This window comes from Kribbella sp. CA-247076, assembly GCF_050942445.1.
Classification (GTDB): domain Bacteria; phylum Actinomycetota; class Actinomycetes; order Propionibacteriales; family Kribbellaceae; genus Kribbella.
The window spans coordinates 3,791,031-3,810,802 of record NZ_CP192051.1; the positions used below are offsets into that span (position 1 = coordinate 3,791,031).

Below are 19,772 nucleotides of genomic sequence, written 5' to 3' on the forward strand. Positions count from 1 at the left end.
GCACGCAAAATCAGGTCGATCCGCCGGCGGCCTCCGCTGCGACAGTAAGGACATGAGCACGTTGTCCGACGCCGAGCTCCTGCGGAACATCGCCGCGGGTGACGAGGGCGCGCTGCGACTGCTCTACGAACGGCACGCCGGCTGGCTGCTGCTCCGGCTCAACCGGCGGTGCGGCAGCCAGGATCTCGTCGCCGGCGTACTGCAGGACACGTTCGTCGCCGTCTGGCAGTCGGCCGGCCGGTTCCGCGGCGAGGGCGAGGTGGCGGCCTGGCTCTGGGGCATCTCGATCCGCCGACTGGTTTCCGCGCTGCGCGGTCACCCGGCCGCCGACCCGCTCGGCGACGACGTCGTCGGCTCCGCCGTACCGCTGGTGAACAGCGCGGAGGACGAGTTGCTCCGCGGCGTCGAGTACGGCGACGTCGGCCGGGCACTGCGGACCCTGCCACCCGAACTGCGCGCGATCCTGCAGGCGACCGTGATCGACGGACTCACCACCAAGGAGGCGGCCGTGCTGCTCGGCATTCCGCAAGGCACCGTGAAGAGCCGTCTCCGGGTGGCCAAGAGCCGGCTGCGCGACCAGTTGATGCCGAGCCGGGACGGGAGGATCTGATGGACTGGCATCTCGGTCCCGAACTGCTGGACCGCTACACCGACGGCGACCTCGACCTGTCCCGGCAGTCCGCGGTCGAGACTCATCTGCTCACCTGCGCCGACTGCCGTCGGCTGACCTCGACCAAAGCCCCCCAAGACCTGCTGACCGACGTCTGGCAGGGCGTCCGGATCGCGACCGCCCGGCCGCGGCTGCCCTGGCCGCTCCGACTGCTCCGCAAGCTCGGGCTCGCCGAGACCGACGCCGTCATCCTCCGCGCGTCCAGCTCGCTCTACCGGCCGTGGCTGCTCGCACTCGTCGGCGCGTTCGTGATCGGTGTCGGCGGCGGCATGCTGCCGGCCACCGAGCAGCGCGCGCTCTACCTGCTGTTCGCGCCGTTGCTCCCGGCAATCACCGTCGCGTCCGCATACGACGCCACCGACCCGGTCCGTGAGCTGGTGTCCGCCACCCCGTTCAGCAAGCTCCGGATCGCCCTGTTGCGGACCGCGCTGGCGGTCACGGTCGCCCTGCCGGTCGTCGTACTCGCCGGACTCGTCCTTCCGTTCGTCGGCGCGGACGCCTTCGCGTGGCTGCTGCCGTCGCTGACCCTCACCCTGCTCGCCCTCACGCTGCTGACCTGGTGGTCCGCTCCGTTGACTGCGTGGACCGTCGCCGCCCTCTGGCTGACTGTGGTCGGGACCCTGCGGTCCACGGATCAGCTCGGTGCGGTCGACACTCCGTTCGCCCAGTTGGCCTTCGCCGCCACAGCCCTCCTGGCCCTGGCCGCTCTCGTCATCCGGCTCACGTCACACCATGCACCAGGAGGCTACGCATGAGTGCTCAGCTCGCCGTCCTCGACGGCGTCACCAAGTCGTACGGCGGAACCGAGGTGCTGCACCGCACCGACCTCGGCTTCGACCGCGGCGTGATCGGCCTGCTCGGCCCGAACGGCGCCGGCAAGTCGACCATGCTCCGGCTGCTCGCCACCGCGATGCCGCCGACCGCCGGCCGGATCGTGGTCAGCGGGCACGTCGTCACCGGCGGGGTCGCCGACCGGACGGCCGCCCGTCGCCGGCTCAGCTACCTCCCGCAGGAGGCCGGCATCCCCCGCCGGATGACAAGCTTCGGGTTCCTCGACTACATCGCCGTCCTCAAGGAGTGGAAGGACACCGGCGCCCGGCACCGGGAGGTCGACCGCGTGCTCGGCCTGGTCGGGCTGGCCGACCGCCGGACCAAACGGGTGTCGGCGCTGTCCGGTGGCCAACGTCGCCGGCTCGCGCTGGCCCAGGCGCTGATGGGCGACCCGGACCTCGTCGTCCTGGACGAGCCGACGACCGGCCTCGACCCGGAGCAACGGGCATCGCTGCGCGGCATCCTGTCGTCGTACGCCGATCGCGGCGCCGTCCTGCTCGCCACCCACCAGACCGAGGACGTGTCCGCGTTGTGTGACCGGGTGATCATCCTGGACGAGGGCCGGATCCGCTTCGACGGCTCGGTCGCATCGCTGATCGAGCTGGCCCAGGGCCAGGTGTGGATCGGTCCGGAGGTCAACTCCGGCGCGCTGTCGTCCTGGCGGACCGGGACCGGTGAGGTGCGCTCGCTCGGCGGGATCCCGGCAGCCGGCAGCCGACCGGCCGAGCCCGCGGTCGAGGACGCGTACCTGCTGGTCCGCAGCGACACCATGATCGGAGAACCGCGATGACTACCGCAGCGGTCGCCGCCCGGCCCGCGTCGATGCTGGGCCAGTTGGCGCGTAAGGAGATCGCCCGCTACGCGTCACACCCGCTCTTCCTCGTCGGCGCCGCGCTGGTCGCCCTCAGCTCGATCGGCAAGCCGGACGGGAACATGTCGGTGCTCGGCAACGTGATCGCCCCGGCGGCGGGGGTCGGGGTGATCGGGTTGCTCGTGATGGCGTCGCTGACCCGGACATCGGACCAGATCGCGTCGGCGGCCGGCACGGTCGTGGTGAGCGAACGGACCCGGACACTCGGACTGGTCTGCGCGCTGATCGTGCCGTTCGCCGCGGGAGTCTGCTGGCTCGGGTGGGCGATCTGGGCGTACGGGCACTGGCCGCCACCGCCGTACGGATCGCCGTTCGGGGGGATCGGTGACGGCTGGGTCTCCGCGAACCTGGTCGCGCTCGGACTGATGCCGGCGCTCGGCGGTCCGATCCTCGGGCTGGTGCTCGGCCGGTGGCTGCCACGTCGCGGGGTCGCGCCGCTGTTCGCCGTGCTGCTCGTCGCCGAGACGATCGTCATGCAGGGGCTGTTCGAGCCGTTGCGCTACCTCCGGCTGGTCGCACCATGGACGTACTTCACCGGTCCCTACGGCATCGAGGGCGACGGCGACCGGATGATGATCCTGACCGGATCGCCGTACTGGTACTGCGTCTACCTGCTCGTGCTGTGTGCGCTCGGCGTCGTCCTCGCGCTGCTGCACGATCGTGAGCGGCCGCGGCGGCCGTTGCTGATCGCTCTCGGTGTGATCGTGGTCGTCGCGGCGGTGACCGCCGTCCTCGCCATCACGACCGGGGTGCAGGAGGTCATGATCAACCCGCTGCCGTCGCAGCCGTGATCCGTTACACCGCCCGCGCCGTTCCCTGGGGCGTCCTCGGGGCCGGCGCGGGCGTCATGATCGGACTGCTCCTGCTGGTGGAGCGCTGGCCGTACACGTTGTGGCCGCTGCAGGGGACCGCCGTCGGGTTGCTCGCGGCAACGGTTGTCTGGTGCTACCCGGAGCCGGCCGCCGCGGTCGTGGACACGTTGCCGCGAGGGCTCGGCTGGCGTACGGCGGCTCGGTCCGGCGCCGCCCTCGCGGTCGTGCTGGTCTGGTTGGTCGCCGTCCGGCAGACGCGGACCGGGTACTTCGGGCACGCGGTGGACGTCGCCTGGCAGGGGGTCGCGCTCGTGGTCGCCGCGGCCGGTCTCGTCACCTGGCAACGCTCCCGCGGATCCACCGGGCCGGCGCGCTCGGTGTCGGCCGGGGTCGTCGGAGTCGCGGTGTTCGTCTCGCTGGCGCGACCGTTCGCGGACGCCGTCCCGGTGTTTCCCTATCTGGCCGACGACAACTGGTCACGCAGTCGGCTGCTCTGGACGGCCCTACCCGTGAGCGTGCTGCTGATCGCGGGTTACAGTCGGTTCCGGACGGTTGACTTCCGGAATGGGGGCCTCGTGGCGTACGACGTGAGTCCGACGGCGCGGACGTTGATGGTGCTCGAGCTGATCCAGAACGCTCCCGGGATCACCGCCGAGCAGCTGGGGGACAAGCTCGGCGTCTCCGAGCGGGCGGCCCGGCGGTACGTGGCGATCCTGCGCGAGGCCGACGTACCGATCGAGTCCGTCCGCGGCCCGTACGGCGGTTACCGGGTCGGCCGCGGGCTGCGGCTGCCACCGCTGATGTTCAGTAACACCGAGGCGCTCGGCCTGGTGATGGCGGTCCTCGAGGGACCGCGTGGTGCCGACGATCCGGTCGACGACGCGCTCGGCAAGATCATCCGCGTCCTCCCGCAGCCGATCGCCCGCGCGACGGACGCCGTACGCCGGGTCAGCGCGCGCGGACCCGATCCGGGCGCGCGGACGCCCGACCCGTCGGTGACGGCCCAGTTGGTGTCGTACAGCACCGAGCAGCAGCGGGTGCTGCTGGAGTATGAGCGGTGCCCGGGGGAGAGCTGGACGATGGACGTCGACCCGTGGGCGGTCGTCGTACGGCGAGGCCGGTGGTACCTGCTGTGCTGGTCGCACTCGAGGTCGGCCAAGCGGGTGCTGCGAGTCGACAAGGTTCGCCGGGTGGAGGGTCAGGGTGCGACCTTCACGCCGCCCGCGGACCTCGACCCGCTGGCGGCTGTGGAGGAGCACCTCGCGCTCGGGTGGAAGTACACGATCGAGGTCGTCATCGACGCTCCGCTGGAGGACGCAGCCTGCTGGATCCCGCGGAGCATGGGCCGGCTGGAGCCGATCGACGCGGACCACACGCGGTTGCTCGCCAGCACCAACGAGCCCCACTGGTACGCCGGCCAGCTGACCGCGATCCGATCGCCGTACCGGATCGTCGGATCGCCTGAGCTGCGGGACGCGAGCCGCGACCTCGCCCAACGATTGCTGGAGGCAAGTGGATCGTGACCGAGATCGAGTTCGCGGGGGAGATCTGGTTCTGGCGCGGGCCGGCCCCGTGGTACTTCATCACCGTGCCCGAGGACGAGAGCGCGTACTTCGAGGCGCAGGCGAACCACGTCACCTACGGCTGGGGGATGATCCCGGTCCAGGCGGAGATCGGCGACAGCGTGTGGGACACGTCGATGTTCCCGAAGGACGGGCGGTACATCCTGCCGGTGAAGGCGGCGGTCCGGCGGGCGGAGGAGCTGGACGACGGCGACGTACCGACGGTCCGGCTGCGGCTGCGGAGCTGGAGCTCCTGAAACTGTCGGTGGCTGCCTCTAGCGTTCGTCCTGCAAACCCCGGCAAAGGGAGGGAACGCCAGTGTCCACGTTGTCAGATCGGCCGAACACGGCCCTCGTGGTGATCGACGTCCAGACGGGCGTGGTGTCGGAAGGGTACGAGCGCGACCAGGTCGTCGCGAACATCAGCAACCTCGTCGGCAAGGCCCGCGCCGGCGGCGTGCCGGTCGTCTGGGTGCAGCACAACAGCGAGCACCTGCCTAAGGAGAGCGACAACTGGCAGCTCGTGCCCGAGCTGAAACGCGACGACTCCGAGGCGCTCGTCCACAAGACGTTCGCCGACAGCTTCGAGGACACCGACCTCGAGGACGTGCTCGCCCAAGCCGGGATCGGGCGGATCTACGTCAGCGGCGCGCAGACCGACGAGTGCATCCGCTCGACGATCCACGGCGCCATCGTCCGCGGGTACGACGTGACGCTGGTCGGCGACGCGCACACCACCGAAGACCTGACCGAGTACGGCGCACCGCCGCCGGACAAGGTGATCGCACACACCAACATGTACTGGCAGTACCACCGAGCCCCCGGCCGGACGGCTGCCGTCGAGAACACCGCGGAGGTGACTTTCGCCCCGGCCTGATCGAGCATCACCGGCGTCAGCGGGCGGCCTCGGCGAGGGCCGCCAGCAACGCCACGGTCGCGGGCGGATCGGGCGGTTCGCCGTACGTCGCCGCGTAGACGTGCCGCCACGACCCGGGCAGCTCGGTCGCGACGATCCCGTCGGCGCGATGCGCACGCAGCGCGAGGCCGGGCATCGTGGTCACGCCGAGCCCGGCAGCGACCAGCGTCTGCATGACGACCATGTCGTCGGACGTGTAGCCGATCTGCGGCTCGAAGCCCTCCTCGGCGCAGAGCGAGAGCAGGTGGCTGCGGCACCGCGCGCAGCCCGCGATCCAGGTGGCGTCGCGCAGGTCTTGCAGACGTTCGCCCTGGCCGGACGACAGCAGGTAGAGCGGGTCGTCGAGCAGGTGATGCAGGCGTACGCCGGGTGGCTCGGGCTCGGTCTCGTCGTACCGGAAGATCACCGCGACGTCGATCTTGCCGGTCCGCAGGAGGTCCAGCGCCTCGGCCGGATGCGTGTCGGTGAGGTGGATCTGGAGTCCGGGGTGCGTGCCGGCCAGCGCGGCCACCGCGCTGGGGATGAGCGAGCCGATCGCGGACGAGAAGCCGGCCAGGCGTACCCGCCCCGCGGTCAGCCCGACGTGCGCGGCGAGCTCGGCGTCGACCGCGTCGATCCGGCCGAGGATCTCGGCGGCCCGGTCGGCCAGCAACTGACCGGCCTGGGTGAGGCGGATACCGCGGCCGACCCGCTGCAGGAGTTGCGCACCGGTCTCAGCCTCGAGCCGGGCGAGGTGATGGGTCACGGACGGCTGCGAGTAGTGCAGCTCGCGCGCCGCCGCGGTGACCGAGCCGTGCCGCGCGACGGCCTCGATCACGCGTAACCGGGTGACGTCCAGCATGCATCAACTCTATCTATCGATGACCATGAAGATTGGCATTGGACCTTATGGGTCGACCGCGCGCACGCTCGTTGCATGACAACCACACTGATCCAGCCCCTGACCGAACTGATCGCCGGCGTCCGCACCGCCGTCGGCCACCACGCGAACTGGTCGGACACCGCCGACCTGGTCGCCGACCAGCTCCGCCTGCACCTGCCGGGTCCCGACGTACTCACCCCGGAGCAGCGCGACGGATCCCCGGACAGCTACCGCAGCCACACCCTGCATGTCGAGCCCGACGGCTCGTTCTCGATCATCGCGCTGGTCTGGCGGCCCGGCCAGATCACCCGCATTCACGACCACGTGACGTGGTGCGTGTTCGGCGTACTCCAGGGCGTCGAGCACGAGGACCTGTACGACGCCGACCTCCGGCTGCTCGGCTCGAACGACAACCACGTCGGCGACGTCAGCGGCTTCGCCCCACCCGGCGACATCCACCGCGTCCACAACACCACCGACACCACCGCCATCTCCCTCCACATCTACGGCACCGACGTCACCCGCATCGGCTCCAGCGTCCGCCGCTACTACGACTGAGCCGTCGATTCGTGCGAGGCGCGTTCGACGGAGGGGTGAACGGCCGGATCGGCCGGCCGCGGAACGACCTGGAGTCCGCCGTACATCAGGTCAAGCAAGCCGCCGGCGACAGGAACCTGCTCGTGCACCTCGACGCGAAACAGATCGAGCTCGAGGACGTCCTGCGCGGCCGCGACGGCCCCACCTGCGTTACCGCGTCATCGGTCGTCCCTGAGGTCGTCGAGTACGGCGACCTGCTCGGGGGAGAGGTGGATGTCGCCGGCCGCGACGTTCTCTGCCAGATGGTCGAGGCTGCCCGTACCCGGAATGGCGAGCACGTGCTCGCCACGACTCAACGTCCACGCGATGCGCACCTGCGCCGGCGTCGCGCCGACGTCCCGCGCGATGGTGACGACGGCGTCGTTCGCGGCGACACCGCCCACCTCCCGGCCGGTCCCGGTCACCGCGAAGAACGGGACGAACGCCATGCCCTGCTCACCACAGAGCTCCAGGATCTCGTCGTTCACCCGCCCGAAGCCGACGCCGTACCTGTTCTGTACGGCGACCACCGGCGCGATCGCCTGCGCCTCGGCGATGTGATGCTTCCGCACGTTCGACAACGCCAGGTGCCGGATGAGCCCCTTGTCCCGCAGCTCGGCCAGCACACCGAAGTGCTCGGCGACGGACTCGAGACCCTGCTGACGGAGGTACACGACGTCCAGCACCTCCCGTCCGAGGCTGCGCAGATCCTTCTCGACCAGCCCCGGCAACTGTTCCGGCGACGCCAGCCCCGCCTTGGTCGGCCCGACCTTCGTGGCGATCACCAACTCGTCCGAGTACGGCGCCAACGCCCGATGGATCACCTCATTCGCCCAGTCCAGACTGACGAACTCGCTCGACGTCGCGGAACCCCCGTACGACGGGTAGAACCCCGCCGTGTCGAGGTGATCAACCCCAAGCTCAACCGCACGCCGCACCAACGCGACCGCATCCTCCTGCGTCCCACCCCCGGCGCCCCCGGCCAGCCGCTTAGTCCCGAACCCGACCCGCCCCACCTTTCGACCACCAAGAAATGACTTGCGCCCCCCAATTTCCGGTGATAGATTACTCGATAAGAATGCATTCTCCCGTTTATTCTGCATCCGGCCAGAATAAACCCAGCTGTGAATCCCGTCCAGCCCCCACGGAAAATCTTCCGCACAATGCTCGCTGAATTCCACGGTCAGTCGTCGGCCGAGGATCCCGCATTCGAGGCCTGCGATCAAAGCCTCACCGCACAGAAGCGCTAGCCGACCAACGCCACCCGACACAGCACCGAGTTGCTCGGGAGTAGACCGTCGCCTGGGCCGGATCGCTCATGGTCCCAGCAGATCGAGACCCGTCAGCGAGGAGTCAGCACGCAAAATTCATTACCGTCGGGGTCTGCCAGGACGACCCAATCGACATCGCCTTGGCCGATGTCCACATGCTTGGCGCCCAGCGAGACGAGCCGTTCGACCTCGGTCTGCAGGTCACCGTCAGCCGGCGGGGCGAGATCGAAGTGTAGGCGGTTCTTGCCGAGCTTGGGTGCCACCGGCGGACCGCCCCAGGTGATCTTCGGACCACCGTGCGGCGAACGGATCGCCGTCTCCTCGTCCTGATCCCAGACCAACGGCCAGTCCAACGCCTTGGCCCAGAAGTACCCGACCTCCTGCGACCCGTCGCTTGCCAGCGCCCCGATCAACCCACAGTCGGCCAGGAAGTTGTTCCCCGGCTCGATGACGCAGAACTCGTTCCCCTCCGGATCAGCGAGCACCACATGCTCTTCCTCCGGCAACTGCCCGATGTCAATGTGCCGACCACCGAGCTCGAGCGCCCGCGCCACCGTCCGCTCCTGGTCTTCCAGAGACTGACTCGTCAGATCGAAGTGCATTTGATTAGGCCCAGCCTTCACCCGATCACTTTGCACAAACCGCAGCCGAAACCCGGTGTCATCGTTCGGCAGTACGGCGACGCCGTACGCATCGGCCGCCACCTCGAAGCCGAGCACACCACCCCAGAACTCCGCGAGCCTCCGCGGATCATGAGCATCGAAGCTGAGCGCAAACAGCCGAGTCGTCATAAACCCGCAACCTAAGCGCACCGTTCCGACCACGCAACGCAATAACCCGGGGGAGAGGCCTCACCGGGCAGAGCGCCGGGAAGCAACGATGTGCAGGAACAGCGGGATTCGGGACCACTTGCTGGCGGGATCATCGGTGGCGTGTTCTCGAAGTCGCTCGATGACCAGGCCCGCGTCGGCGAGGGCTTCGGTGTAGGCACTCAGTGGTCGATGAACGCCGTGGTACGTCATCGAAAGTCCGTCTCTGGTACGCGTGGTGGTGTAATGCCTGGCCTCGGTGTACGCGTCCCGAATGATGAAGGGAAATGCCGGACCGACCGCATCTCGATCGAAAGAACCTGCCGAGCTCAGCGGATGCACGATCGCCATCACCAATGTGCCGTCGACCGCAAGTATCCGGCCGATCTCCGCGATCGCAGGAACGACATCGTCGATGTCGTGCAAGCTCATGAACGCCACCACGCAGTCAGCAACCTCGTCAGGCAACGGCAGGTTCACTGCGTCAGCGACCACCGCCGGCACTGGTTCCTCCGGGTGCGTCGCTGCGGAACGGCTCATCGTCAACGACCGATCAACTGCCAGGACTCGATGTCCCCGCGCTTGCAGCTCGCGGCCGACACGACCTTCACCCGCGCCCACATCCACCGTGAGCCGACCAGGAGGCGGTATCAACGGCAGAAAGGCCAACTTGTGATCGCGATAGCTGTCGAGTCCACCTCTCGTCCACTCGATCCACGCCTCGGCGTTGGCATCCCAACCCTCAGCCAGAAGCGACGAAACCGGCCGCTCAGCTCCCATCACCGCAGCCTACGGTTCATCGCCCCACCGTCAGCGGGTGGGAACCGGGTCGGACGCCGGTCGCCACTCCCGCCTGAGCAGGCCGTAGACCCACGAGTCGGACACCTCGCCGTTCACGACGCAGTCTTCCCGCAACGTTCCTTCACGCACGAACCCGAGCTTCTCCAGCACGCGGGCAGACGCCACGTTGCGTGTGTCGGCCTCAGCCTGAACGCGATTCAGGTCCAGCGTGTCGAAGGCCCACCCCAGCAACGCACGCGCGGCCTCTGTCGCGTAGCCGTGGCCCCACGCCGCCTCGTTGAAGCAGTAGCCCAGCGATGCGCTGCGGTAGTCCGGATTCCACCCGCTCAGGCTGCACCAGCCGATGAACGCTCCGTCGGAGACGCGATCAACGGCAAGCCTCGCTCCGGTGCCTTCCTCTGCCATCTGCCGGCACGCCACGATGAACCGGCCTGCGCGCTCGCGTTCGCTCCACGGTGGCGAATCCCAGTAGCGCAGTACATGCGCGCCGCTGTGCATCGCGAAGAGGTCGTTCGCATCCGCGTCATCGAACGGACGCAGCCGAAGGCGAGCCGTGAGCAGCGTGGGGGTGCGCAGTGTCATCGTCCGTCCCGTGGTTGGTTGCCGATCAACCAACCACCTGACCCAAGCTGTCCGCAACGCATTTGCACCTCCATCGGTGACAAATCACAGCAGTCCGTGTCGACTGCACTGTCGGCGGCCCGCGGGCATGCGCGGACGTTGTCCTTGCGAAAACCATTGGTGCCCGGCCCGCTGCGCTGATGGACTGACGTCCCACGTGAGTCTGCCGCGTGACGGAGGTAGTGGTTGTGACGGATTATGACGTGCTTGCCGAGGTGTATGAATGGCTCATCTCAGACGCGAAGTTGCCTCCAGCCGAGTTCGCTGCGTCGTTCGATGACGTCCTCAGTCTCCTGCCGTCGAACGCTCACGTCCTCGACTGTTCGTGCGGAACCGGACAGTTGGCAGTTGGCCTCGCCGCTCGTGGCATGCAGGTTGTCGCAACGGACGCCAGCGAAGCGATGGTTCGTCGGACTGCAGAGTTGTCTGAGGAGTTCGGAGCATCCGTCCGGGCCGTGCGGGCGAACTGGGAAGAGTTGCCCGACCATTTCGAGGACGACACGTTCGACATGGTGTTCTGCGTTGGCAACTCGCTTCACCATGCCGCTGGCGCGTCAGGCAGGGGTGCTGCTCTGGAGACGATGTCACGCGTTCTGCGCCCTGGCGGGCGCTTGGTACTCACATCCCGCACTTGGGAGCTCGTGAGGGCCAGAGGTTCGCGGCTCGACATCAGGGACCGACTCGTCCGCCGGAACGGTCGCGATGCCGTCGTGGTCTACCGCTGGGAGATCGCGCCGCATTGGGAGGAGGAGCACCACATCGAGATCGCGATCGCGAAATTTGATGCGACTGGATTGGTTCACGTCCACTCAGAACTGCTGTCCTGCTGGCCCTACCGGTACGAGGAACTCGAAGCCGAGCTGCACCGGGTCGGACTCCGGACGGAAGTGAGCACGTTCGATCTCGAGGCCGAGAACTACACGGTGGTCGCAAGCAAGGTACAGGCGGGATAGTGGATAAGCCGTAGCCGCCGTGGGCCTATCTCGTGCGATGCGCAGTACTACCGGACACTCTGCGTATCGAAATCGTGCGTATTCGTCCGACCTGAGTGTCCCGTAGGTCGCCCTTGACCGGGCGGGGGAGTCGGGCGGCCGGCATCGACTACGAGCTACCGCGCTTGGCCTAAGGGGGGAGGTGTGAAAATGTAGTGGTGGGCGGGAGAGCTCCATCTTCTCTTAGTCCCCTTCACACACATTCACTGTTGAAGGGAACCTTCGAAGATGACTCATTCGCCACGTGAAGCTACGCTCACTTGGGCGTGTGGTGCCCTGGGTGCCGGCCGGAGCCAACTCTCCGTTGAAAGCCTAGGTCGCGGCAGCCACCGCTCTTCTGGCACGTTCCGCCTGAGAATCGAAGGACCGGCGGCCCAGGCCACGGACGTGATCTTGAAGGTACCCGTCCGGGGCTGGATCGCCGCCGCGTGGCTGATCACGAACGCCCGAGCCCTTCAGCTAGCCGAGGCACATGGCCTGGCCGCACCGCGGCTGATCGCCGCCGATTTCGGCGGGAGGGGGAGCGGAACCGTCACCACCCTGGAGACCTTCCTGTCCGGCAGCGCCGATTTCCCGCCGACGGCCTCGGTCGCCCGGCTCCGGGAAGGAGGAGCCGCCCTTGCCAGGGTCCACGCCTTCACCATGGAGGCTCAGGCCCACCTGCCGTACCGCCCTCGGCCGTGCGCCGTTGACGACCGCGCCGGCGAACGCCGGCGAGGCTCGATGCCGACCACCCCTCTTCTGCGGCAGGCCGACGAGCGGGTCAGATCGCACGGTGTGCCCGCGGCCGCGTCGGTGTTCGTGCATGGCGACGTCTGGGCCGGCAACATGCTGTGGGAGGGAGATCGTTGCGTCGCGCTGATCGACTGGAAGACGGCCGGCGTCGGTGATCCGGGGGTTGATCTCGGCAGCCTGCGGATGCAGATGGCCCTTCAGTACGGCCAGGACGCGCCGGGCCATGTGTTGGAGGGCTGGCAGCGACAGGCCAGTCGGGCGGCAACGTCCGTGCCCTACTGGGATGCGGTGGCCGCGCTCAACACGCCGACCGTGATGCACGGCTTCCCGGGGTTCGCTGGCGACGGTAGCCCGCTGGACGCAGCGGCCGTCACCGAACGCCGCGACGCGTTCCTCCGCGCCGCACTCGATCAGTTTCCCGTGCGAAGCAACTGACCGCGTCGTGGAGCGCTCTACCGGGGCGAAGGGTCGAGGTCGATCCACCAGACGACTTCTTGGAGTTCGCGCTGGCTTCATCCGATGCGATACGCAAACCATTAGTTGACATAATGTCGCTTATCGGCGCATTCGGAATGTCCACGACGAGCGTTGTTCCTCGTACTGGTTGCGCTCGGGTTGGTCACACTCCCCCCGGTACGAAGGTGAACAGGCTTTGGCCTTTCACCAGGGGTTCAGGTTCGCCGGCGAAGCGGTGGACGCCGACACCGAAGCCGGCGTCCTTGTCGGACAGCCACACGTGCTCGAAGCCGCGCTGCTCGAACCAGTCACAGATCACCGGCGCCAGGTCCGGATCCTCGCGATGCCTGGTCCAGATCACTGTCGCGCCGGTCCGGCAGAGCTGTGGGCAGGCCGCGATCGTCCTCTCGATGTCGTCGTTCGTGATGTTGCCGAAGATCCCACACAGCAATACGAGTTCGGCCGGCACCATCCCGTCGTACAGATCCGTCAGCGACGCGTCGCCCGTGATCACCTCCACCTGCTCTGGAGCCCGCGCCCGCGCGGCGGCTGCCAGGTCAGGATCCAGTTCGACGAGCCGGGCCCGGATGTCGGCCCGACGCGGGTGATCCTCCAGGACGCCGAGGAGATCCCGGCCCTGCCCCGCGCACAGCTTGATCACCGGTACAGGTCCGGCGGGCGCTCGGTCGAGGGCGTCCCTTATCTGGGCCTGCACCGCCTCTAGGCGCCGCGACAGTGTCGATCCAGGATCGTCGTACTGCTGGTGCCATGCCCGCCAGTCCATCAGCAGACTCTACGGTCGAGCCGATTCAAGCACCGGGGTGGGTGGAGAACGCCTGGTGCTTCAAACAGGCTGGCTGGGGCATTATGTCGGGCGTGTCGGTTGGTCGTCCGAAGGTTGTTTGTTTGTGTGGGTCGCTGCGCTTCGGCAGGGAGATTGCTACTGAGCGGACGCGCTTGACGCTGGAGTTGGCGATCGTTCTGGCTCCGGAAGCCACCGAGGCTGCTGTGCTGGACCCTTCGCTCGTGCAAGCGTTGGGAGAGCTGCACCTCCGGCGGATCGATCTTGCAGATGAGGTGCGGATCGTGAACCCCGGTGGCTACATCGGTGAGGCGACCCGGCGCGAGATCGCGTACGCCAACGCCGTGGGCAAGCGCGTCACGTACCTTCACGAACTGGCCCCGACGGACAGCTAGGTGTTCGTGGTGGTGGTTGACAGGTGTCGTGGGGTTCGTGATTATCGGGGGTGGCGTTGACCCGACGCCGAGCCTGCGAGGACCTGCCCCAGCCGGGGTCTCGGGATGGCGAAGGGGAATCTGCCCTCACGGTCGCGATCGTCCAGGCCTGTTCGAGTGTCACGTTGCTGGGGAACGACGACACCACGAGGAGGCTTGTCATGACGAAACAGAGCAGTTTCAAGCGCGCCGTACGTGAGCGGGCGCGCGCCACGGGACAGCGGTACACCCAGGCCCGGGCCGATCTGGAAGTGGCGAACCGCCAGGAGTTCGTGCATTCCCGGCCGTTCGAGCAGGTGGCGCTGACGGCTCATCTCGAAGAGCACTACGGGATCGGGATCCACTCGATCCTGCCGATCGACGACGATCCCGCGACGCGTCCACGCGACTCCTGGCCGGGTCACTATCCGTCGACCCTGGTCGTCAAGCACGTCGACGGTCAGCAGTGGATCGCGCGGATCTTCTCCTCGTCAGCTGACCGGGTCAGCCGCGTACAAGGTGATGCCGAGATCCTGCAGTTCCTGGCCGCTCACGACTTCCCCGCCGAACGGATCGCCCACGATGATCCCGTCACGGTTCTCGACGGCAAGGGCATCATCGTCACCGAGTTCCTCGACGGCGGACGTCCGAGCGCCGACTCCCCCGCCGTCTGGCACGAGCTCGCCGATCTCCTGGGTCGGCTGCATACGCTTCCCGCGGCTGGTGGTGCTGTCGCGCGGGACGGCGGCGCCGAAGAGACCGACGGCGGCTTTCATGTCGGCCGGCCGAAAGAGGATCTGGCGGCGGCGATGGGCTTCCTGGTCAGCGTCGAGGACGACGTGAACGCCGCCGCTCGCGAAAAGTTCGAGTGGTTGCGCGATCAGGTCGAGACCGCTGACGACGCCGAAGGGTTGCCCGAGGCACTGACCCACGGCAACTACCATCCTTGGGCCGCCGTCGGCGCACCCGGCAACCTCGCGATCGTCGGCTGGGCAGGATCGGGTCGCGGGCCTCGGCTGCCCGCGTTGGCCTGGCTCCTGCGCACCGCGGCCGAGACCAAGTCCACCGAGAACATTGCCGCGGTGATGCACGGGTACTCCGAGCACGTCCAACTCACCGACGACGAACTCGACCGGCTGCCGTCAATCCTCAACTTGCGGCCCTTGTGGCTGGAGTGCCTCATCTTCCGGATGACCGTCAACGACGGTGGCACTCCCGCGATGGACGAGGGCTGGATGCAGCCCGCCAGTCACGAGTTCGCTGAACGCGTGGCGGCGCAGGCGATCGCGGCCCTGCGGAACTAGGCCCAGTACTGCAAACCAGCAATCGGCAAAGTGATGTGCCCGGTTGTTGGAGCAGAGGACCTGGACGCTGGACGTGTCGTCGTACGGCGTCGTCGTACGCCGGGTCCCCCGGTGAGCCGACGATAGAGTGCCGCCATGGTTGCCCGGGTTGCGATCGCGGTCGCTGCACTTGTACGCAACGGTCGCGTGCTCCTCGGGCACCGTCACCCGGCGCGTCTGCGATATCCCGACTGCTGGGATCTCGTCGGCGGGCACGTCGAGTCGGGCGAGTTGCCTCACCAGGCCGTACGCCGCGAATGCCTCGAGGAACTCGGGGTCCACGTCCACGACCCGGCACCCTTCCCGATGACCATCAGCGACCCGAACCTCGACCTGCACGCGTTCGTGGTCACGCGCTGGGACGGGGAACCGGTCAACGCCGCACCCGACGAGAACGACGATCTCCGCTGGTTCCGCCCCAGCGATCTCACGAACGTGAAGCTGGCCCACCCCACCGCCCTACCAAGCATCCTGAACGCCGTCCAGCTCACAAACGACTAGCCCGCCCCAACTAGACCAATGCCTTGCGCATCAGCGTGATGCGCGTTTCGTAGCGGCTGACGGAGCCGTCGGCGGACTGCTGATCCCACGAGCCGCTCATACAGAGCTCGCGGGCGGGCATGGTTGTCGTCCACACCCAACTCGGCCCAGTAGTCGGCTCCCCCAAGGGCCACTGGCAGGCCGGACGGCGGGCAGACCGCGAGGTAGTCGACCTCACCGCGATCGGCGCGTTCGATCGCTTCGGCGACGTACGCAAGAGCCGTCGCCGGCCCGTACCACCCGCACGCAGGCAAGTCGTCCCGTGTCAGAGCCCGGACCGTCAGCGGCACCACGATTTCGGCCATAGGTGGCACGCTGACAGGTGGACGGCCGCGAGCGCCAGCGGATTACCGCAGTGCGGCGTACTTCTGGGCGAGGGCGTGGAAAGCCTGTTTTGGTTGCCAGTTGGAGGGGTCGTCGGGTGGGACGGCGACCAGGCCGAAGCCGGCCAGGTCGAGGTCGTGGGTCGGGTCGTCCGGGCGGTGTGGGAAGTCGGGCATGCAGAAGGTGAAGGCGAAACAGCCGTCGACGCCCTCGGCGGCGTACAGGTCGATCAGGTCGGTCAGGTACGACGCTTGGACCGCCTCGTCACGGACATGTCCGTCCTTGATCCTGGGCGGGTCGGCGAACCAGTTGACGACCAGGAACGACCCTGGGCCGCGGAGGTCCCCGCCGACCTGGGCTCCGCAGCCGAACTCGGTGATGACGACCGGTTTGCCGGCCGACGTGACCAGCTCGCGGACTCGCCGGCGATAGCCCTCGGTGTCTGTGCCGGCGCGGTAGAGGTTCACTCCGACGAAGTCGAACGGGGTGTGGTCCACGTCCTCCCACATCGCCGCGCCGTAGCCCACGGGACCGTGGAAGTGTTCGCGGGCTACTGCTGCCGCGGCAGTCAGGAGTCGATTGACCCTCCGCGTGATGCGGCGGCGCAGCAGCGGTCTGGCGCGCAGGATCAAGGGCAGACGCACCATCTGATGCGGTCCAGGAACGATGCCACGAGCCGTCAGCGAGAACTCCGTACCGACCAGCAGAGTCACCCTGCTCGGGTACGACGCCCGCAGCTTCTCGGCGGCGAGAGCCATCGCTCGCAGGTGCTCGAGCACCGCGCCCGCCCGCGCGTCCGGCAGATGGGGACGGACCACCACGTCGAGGCCTTCGTCGAGCGCGATCCGGGCGACTTCCATCAGGCTGTCGACCTCGGTGTCGATGAGCATCACGCTCGTACACGACAGGTCGTGGTGGATCACGCGCATGATCCGCCGTACTTCATCGACCGGGTGAATGCCCGAGGTGTACGACACCCCACGAGTACGCAGTCCCACTCGGTCACTCTAGAGGCCGCCTCGTGGCGAGTCCTCTCCCCCGGCATGATCAGGCGTCGAGCTCGGTCGCAGCGACGGCGTGCACGGGCGGCGCCACGATGCCGAGTTCGCGGGCGATAGCCGGGATCTCGGGGTCGGCGAGGAACTTCTCGTAGTCCTCCGGATCCCAGTCGAAAACGGACCATGCCCGGTGCGGGTCGTCGGGGTCGAAGTAGACCCGGGCGCTCCGGCAGCCGTGCTCCCGCCGCTTCTGCGTTCCGATGGTCTCGAACACCTCCAGGAAGCGATCCGGGTCGGCAACTCTGGCGATGGTGACGATCATGGCAGCTCCTCGTACGTCGCAGTCGGCTGTCGGTCCACGACCCTAGAACCTCAACGTTTGTTGAAGTCAACGCTGAGCCCGACCGCGATGGATCGCTCAAGCTATTCCTTGACACGAATATTCGTGGCCGTGAATAATCGAGGTTATGGACGGACTGTTGAGTGCGTTGGCTGACTCGGCTCGGTGGCGGTTGGTGGGGTTGCTGGCCGAGCGGCCTCGGTCGGTGGGCGTGCTGGCGCAGTTGGCCGGTGCGCGGCAGCCGCAGACGACGAAGCATCTGCAGACGCTGGAGCGGGCCGGTGTGGTGGTGTCGCAGCGGACCGGGCAGCGGCGGATCTACGCGTTGCAGTCCGCCCCCCTGCGCGAGTTGGCCGACGCGCTGACCCAGCTCGCCGACGCGGTGGACAGCGGTTCGCGCGAGACGTTCGACCGGCACGCGATGAGTCTTGACGCGGAGCGGCTGGCTGCGGAGAAGGCGGGGTGGGCCGACGGACGCTTGTTCAGATTTCATCGGTCGCTACCGGCCGCTCCGGAAGCGGTCTGGCGGCACCTGACCGAGCCCGAGCTGCTGGCCGGCTGGTGGACGCCGAACGATCTCCGCGTGTCCGAGCTCGTCTTCGAGGCGCACCCGGGTGGGCGGATCGTGCTGGAGTACCGCGACGCCGAGGACGCCGACAACTCGGACCAGGTTGCCGGGCGTGGAGAAGGCGCCGTGGACGACGTACGCGCGGGAGAGCGCCTCTCCTACCACCTCTCCCCCACGCTTCCCGACGGCAGCGTCGCCTTCACTTCGCACGTGGAGCTCGACCTGCGCCCGTCCGGCCCGCAGTCCCACGCGGGCACGGAGCTCGACGTCGTCTACCGGATCACGGACAGCACGGTCGACTCCGCGGACTTCATCGCCGGCATAGAGACCGGCTTCGGCCAGACGCTCGACAACCTGGCGGCGATCCTCGCCGCCGGAGCCCAGAACACCGAAGACCAGACCACCGACGAGCAGAACACATCTGATGTGAGGAGCACGAAATGACTGACCAGACCAACGGCCGCCGCGTCGTCGCCGCGATGAACTTCTCGATCGACGGCCACTACGCCAAGCCCGAGGCCAACGACATGGGCTGGGTCCTCCCGTACGCCGTCACCGACGTCGCCCGGGATCACATGACCAGCCTCTGGACACCGTCCACGACCGCACTGCTCGGCCGGCTGAACGCGGAAGGCTTCATGGGCTACTGGCCCACCATCATCGGCACCGACGGCGTCGACTCGCGCGACGAGGCGTTCGCGAAGTGGCTGGTCGCCACCGAGAAAGTCGTGCTGTCGTCCACGCTGACGGACGCGCCCTGGGAGCGTACGTCGATTGTCAACAAACCTACTGCCGACGCGGTGGACGAGCTCAAGGCGACCGACGGCGGCGACATCGTGGTGTTCAACAGCGCCAGCGTGATCAAGGCGTTGCTGGCGGCCGACAAGGTCGACCGCCTCGCGCTGATGATCTTCCCGATCTTCCTCGGCGCCGGGCCGCGCCTGTTCGAGGACGGCCTGCCCGAGAGCCAGTGGAAGCTGGCCACCCAGTCGAGCGGCGAGGAAGGCGCCCTCGCCCTGGTCTACGACCGCGTCCGCGACTGACCTCAGGTCCAGCCGCCCCCTCTTGGCCGCCGGCCTCAGCTCGAGGCGACTGACCTCAGCTCCCGGCGGCCGGCGTCGGCTCGAGGCGGCCGAGCTCAGTCCAGGCAGAACTCGTTGCCTTCGGGGTCGTTCATCACGATCGTCCCCAGGCTCAGCGGTGGCGCTGGCTCGAAGCGCTGGATGCGCTTCGCGCCCAGTGCGACCAGCCGGTCGCACTCGGCCTCGAGCGCGGCCATCCGGTCGTCGCCCTCGAGGCCGGGGGCCGCGCGGACGTCGAGGTGGACGCGGTTCTTGGCGACCTTGTCCTCCGGCACCTGCTGGAAGAAGATCCGCGGCCCGTCGCCGTCGGGGTCCTCGAGCGCGGACGCGGTGTTCCGCTGGTCCACCGGTACGCCGGACTTCTCGAGGAACTCGTCCCACGCGTCCAGCGGGTCGACGCCGGCCGGCACCTCGACCCCGGGCGGACCGGGGTGGACGTAACCCAGCACGTCGCGCCAGAACGTCGACAGCGCCTTCGGGTCGTGGGCGTCGAAGGTGACCTGGATGGTGCGGCTCATCGGAGTACTCCGTTTCGTGTGGTTTCGACCTGCTGTCACTGTTCCACGGCTAGCGGACAG

24 protein-coding genes are annotated in these 19,772 nt (G+C 68.0%); 15 read left to right on the forward strand and 9 right to left on the reverse strand.

Annotated elements, in window-relative coordinates; genetic code table 11:
• The first annotated feature begins 52 nt into the window (after positions 1 to 52).
• From ACQPYZ_RS18000 to ACQPYZ_RS18030, 7 genes are all read left to right on the forward strand, one after another.
• Positions 53 to 610 (forward strand): RNA polymerase sigma factor, encoded by a 558-nt coding sequence (locus tag ACQPYZ_RS18000; RefSeq protein WP_433156980.1) that lies wholly within the window; start codon positions 53 to 55, stop codon positions 608 to 610.
• Positions 610 to 1,425, forward strand: a complete 816-nt coding sequence (locus ACQPYZ_RS18005; RefSeq protein ID WP_433156983.1) for a zf-HC2 domain-containing protein — start codon at positions 610 to 612, stop codon at positions 1,423 to 1,425. The genes ACQPYZ_RS18000 and ACQPYZ_RS18005 overlap by 1 nt, the downstream gene beginning before the upstream one ends.
• Positions 1,422 to 2,291, forward strand: coding sequence for an ATP-binding cassette domain-containing protein (locus ACQPYZ_RS18010; protein WP_433156985.1), 870 nt, complete (start codon positions 1,422 to 1,424; stop codon positions 2,289 to 2,291). Before ACQPYZ_RS18005 ends, ACQPYZ_RS18010 begins: the two co-directional genes overlap by 4 nt.
• Positions 2,288 to 3,163, forward strand: coding sequence for a hypothetical protein (locus tag ACQPYZ_RS18015; protein WP_433156987.1), 876 nt, complete (start codon positions 2,288 to 2,290; stop codon positions 3,161 to 3,163). The genes ACQPYZ_RS18010 and ACQPYZ_RS18015 overlap by 4 nt, the downstream gene beginning before the upstream one ends.
• Positions 3,160 to 4,707 carry a helix-turn-helix transcriptional regulator gene (locus tag ACQPYZ_RS18020; RefSeq protein ID WP_433156990.1) on the forward strand — a complete coding sequence of 516 codons (1,548 nt, stop codon included), beginning with the start codon at positions 3,160 to 3,162 and terminating at the stop codon, positions 4,705 to 4,707. The genes ACQPYZ_RS18015 and ACQPYZ_RS18020 overlap by 4 nt, the downstream gene beginning before the upstream one ends.
• Positions 4,704 to 5,003, forward strand: coding sequence for a DUF1905 domain-containing protein (locus tag ACQPYZ_RS18025; protein WP_433156992.1), 300 nt, complete (start codon positions 4,704 to 4,706; stop codon positions 5,001 to 5,003). The genes ACQPYZ_RS18020 and ACQPYZ_RS18025 overlap by 4 nt, the downstream gene beginning before the upstream one ends.
• 61 nt (positions 5,004 to 5,064) lie before the next feature.
• A complete protein-coding gene (locus ACQPYZ_RS18030; RefSeq protein WP_433156994.1) occupies positions 5,065 to 5,622 on the forward strand; it encodes a cysteine hydrolase family protein in 558 nt (185 codons plus the stop codon).
• 16 nt (positions 5,623 to 5,638) lie between these two features.
• Here ACQPYZ_RS18030 and ACQPYZ_RS18035 read toward each other — a convergent pair whose 3' ends face one another.
• Positions 5,639 to 6,502 carry a LysR family transcriptional regulator gene (locus ACQPYZ_RS18035; protein ID WP_433156997.1) on the reverse strand — a complete coding sequence of 288 codons (864 nt, stop codon included), beginning with the start codon at positions 6,500 to 6,502 and terminating at the stop codon, positions 5,639 to 5,641.
• 75 nt (positions 6,503 to 6,577) lie between these two features.
• Between ACQPYZ_RS18035 and ACQPYZ_RS18040 the strand changes: the two genes are divergently transcribed.
• Positions 6,578 to 7,081 carry a hypothetical protein gene (locus tag ACQPYZ_RS18040; RefSeq protein ID WP_433157000.1) on the forward strand — a complete coding sequence of 168 codons (504 nt, stop codon included), beginning with the start codon at positions 6,578 to 6,580 and terminating at the stop codon, positions 7,079 to 7,081.
• 197 nt (positions 7,082 to 7,278) lie between these two features.
• Here ACQPYZ_RS18040 and ACQPYZ_RS18045 read toward each other — a convergent pair whose 3' ends face one another.
• The 4 genes from ACQPYZ_RS18045 to ACQPYZ_RS18060 form a co-directional block, all read right to left on the reverse strand.
• Positions 7,279 to 8,202, reverse strand: coding sequence for an aldo/keto reductase (locus ACQPYZ_RS18045; protein WP_433169710.1), 924 nt, complete (start codon positions 8,200 to 8,202; stop codon positions 7,279 to 7,281).
• A 239-nt stretch (positions 8,203 to 8,441) separates the two neighbouring features.
• Complete coding sequence (locus ACQPYZ_RS18050; protein WP_433157003.1) at positions 8,442 to 9,161, reverse strand: VOC family protein; 720 nt, start codon at positions 9,159 to 9,161, stop codon at positions 8,442 to 8,444.
• A gap of 60 nt (positions 9,162 to 9,221) precedes the next feature.
• Positions 9,222 to 9,959, reverse strand: coding sequence for a class I SAM-dependent methyltransferase (locus tag ACQPYZ_RS18055; RefSeq protein WP_433157006.1), 738 nt, complete (start codon positions 9,957 to 9,959; stop codon positions 9,222 to 9,224).
• 30 nt (positions 9,960 to 9,989) lie between these two features.
• Positions 9,990 to 10,562, reverse strand: coding sequence for a GNAT family N-acetyltransferase (locus ACQPYZ_RS18060; protein ID WP_433157009.1), 573 nt, complete (start codon positions 10,560 to 10,562; stop codon positions 9,990 to 9,992).
• 209 nt (positions 10,563 to 10,771) lie between these two features.
• Between ACQPYZ_RS18060 and ACQPYZ_RS18065 the strand changes: the two genes are divergently transcribed.
• Together ACQPYZ_RS18065 and ACQPYZ_RS18070 are read left to right on the forward strand one after the other, a co-directional pair.
• On the forward strand, positions 10,772 to 11,554 hold the full coding sequence (locus ACQPYZ_RS18065) for a class I SAM-dependent methyltransferase (protein ID WP_433157012.1): 783 nt from the start codon (positions 10,772 to 10,774) through the stop codon (positions 11,552 to 11,554).
• Positions 11,555 to 11,980: 426 nt separating this feature from the next.
• On the forward strand, positions 11,981 to 12,763 hold the full coding sequence (locus ACQPYZ_RS18070; protein WP_433157015.1) for a phosphotransferase family protein: 783 nt from the start codon (positions 11,981 to 11,983) through the stop codon (positions 12,761 to 12,763).
• A 184-nt stretch (positions 12,764 to 12,947) separates the two neighbouring features.
• Here the strand turns inward: ACQPYZ_RS18070 and ACQPYZ_RS18075 are convergent, their stop codons facing one another.
• A complete protein-coding gene (locus tag ACQPYZ_RS18075; protein WP_433157018.1) occupies positions 12,948 to 13,568 on the reverse strand; it encodes an SAM-dependent methyltransferase in 621 nt (206 codons plus the stop codon).
• 41 nt (positions 13,569 to 13,609) lie between these two features.
• On the opposite strand from ACQPYZ_RS18075, the gene ACQPYZ_RS18080 reads away from it, so the two are divergent.
• The 3 genes from ACQPYZ_RS18080 (at position 13,610) to ACQPYZ_RS18090 (ending at position 15,843) form a co-directional block, all read left to right on the forward strand.
• Positions 13,610 to 13,981, forward strand: coding sequence for a hypothetical protein (locus tag ACQPYZ_RS18080; protein ID WP_433157021.1), 372 nt, complete (start codon positions 13,610 to 13,612; stop codon positions 13,979 to 13,981).
• A gap of 200 nt (positions 13,982 to 14,181) precedes the next feature.
• Positions 14,182 to 15,303 carry a phosphotransferase enzyme family protein gene (locus ACQPYZ_RS18085; protein WP_433157024.1) on the forward strand — a complete coding sequence of 374 codons (1,122 nt, stop codon included), beginning with the start codon at positions 14,182 to 14,184 and terminating at the stop codon, positions 15,301 to 15,303.
• Between the two features lie 135 nt (positions 15,304 to 15,438).
• On the forward strand, positions 15,439 to 15,843 hold the full coding sequence (locus ACQPYZ_RS18090) for an NUDIX hydrolase (RefSeq protein ID WP_433157027.1): 405 nt from the start codon (positions 15,439 to 15,441) through the stop codon (positions 15,841 to 15,843).
• 386 nt (positions 15,844 to 16,229) lie between these two features.
• Here the strand turns inward: ACQPYZ_RS18090 and ACQPYZ_RS18095 are convergent, their stop codons facing one another.
• The gene (locus ACQPYZ_RS18095; RefSeq protein ID WP_433157030.1) at positions 16,230 to 17,204 is read right to left on the reverse strand and encodes a hypothetical protein; all 975 of its coding nucleotides are present in this window, start codon (positions 17,202 to 17,204) and stop codon (positions 16,230 to 16,232) included.
• Between the two features lie 49 nt (positions 17,205 to 17,253).
• On the reverse strand, positions 17,254 to 17,526 hold the full coding sequence (locus tag ACQPYZ_RS18100) for a hypothetical protein (RefSeq protein ID WP_433157032.1): 273 nt from the start codon (positions 17,524 to 17,526) through the stop codon (positions 17,254 to 17,256).
• Between the two features lie 145 nt (positions 17,527 to 17,671).
• On the opposite strand from ACQPYZ_RS18100, the gene ACQPYZ_RS18105 reads away from it, so the two are divergent.
• The gene (locus ACQPYZ_RS18105; RefSeq protein WP_433157035.1) at positions 17,672 to 18,556 is read left to right on the forward strand and encodes a metalloregulator ArsR/SmtB family transcription factor; all 885 of its coding nucleotides are present in this window, start codon (positions 17,672 to 17,674) and stop codon (positions 18,554 to 18,556) included.
• Positions 18,553 to 19,155 carry a dihydrofolate reductase family protein gene (locus tag ACQPYZ_RS18110; protein ID WP_433157038.1) on the forward strand — a complete coding sequence of 201 codons (603 nt, stop codon included), beginning with the start codon at positions 18,553 to 18,555 and terminating at the stop codon, positions 19,153 to 19,155. The genes ACQPYZ_RS18105 and ACQPYZ_RS18110 overlap by 4 nt, the downstream gene beginning before the upstream one ends.
• Positions 19,156 to 19,250: 95 nt before the next feature.
• Here ACQPYZ_RS18110 and ACQPYZ_RS18115 read toward each other — a convergent pair whose 3' ends face one another.
• The gene (locus ACQPYZ_RS18115) at positions 19,251 to 19,712 is read right to left on the reverse strand and encodes a VOC family protein (RefSeq protein ID WP_433157041.1); all 462 of its coding nucleotides are present in this window, start codon (positions 19,710 to 19,712) and stop codon (positions 19,251 to 19,253) included.
• Positions 19,713 to 19,772: the final 60 nt, after the last annotated feature.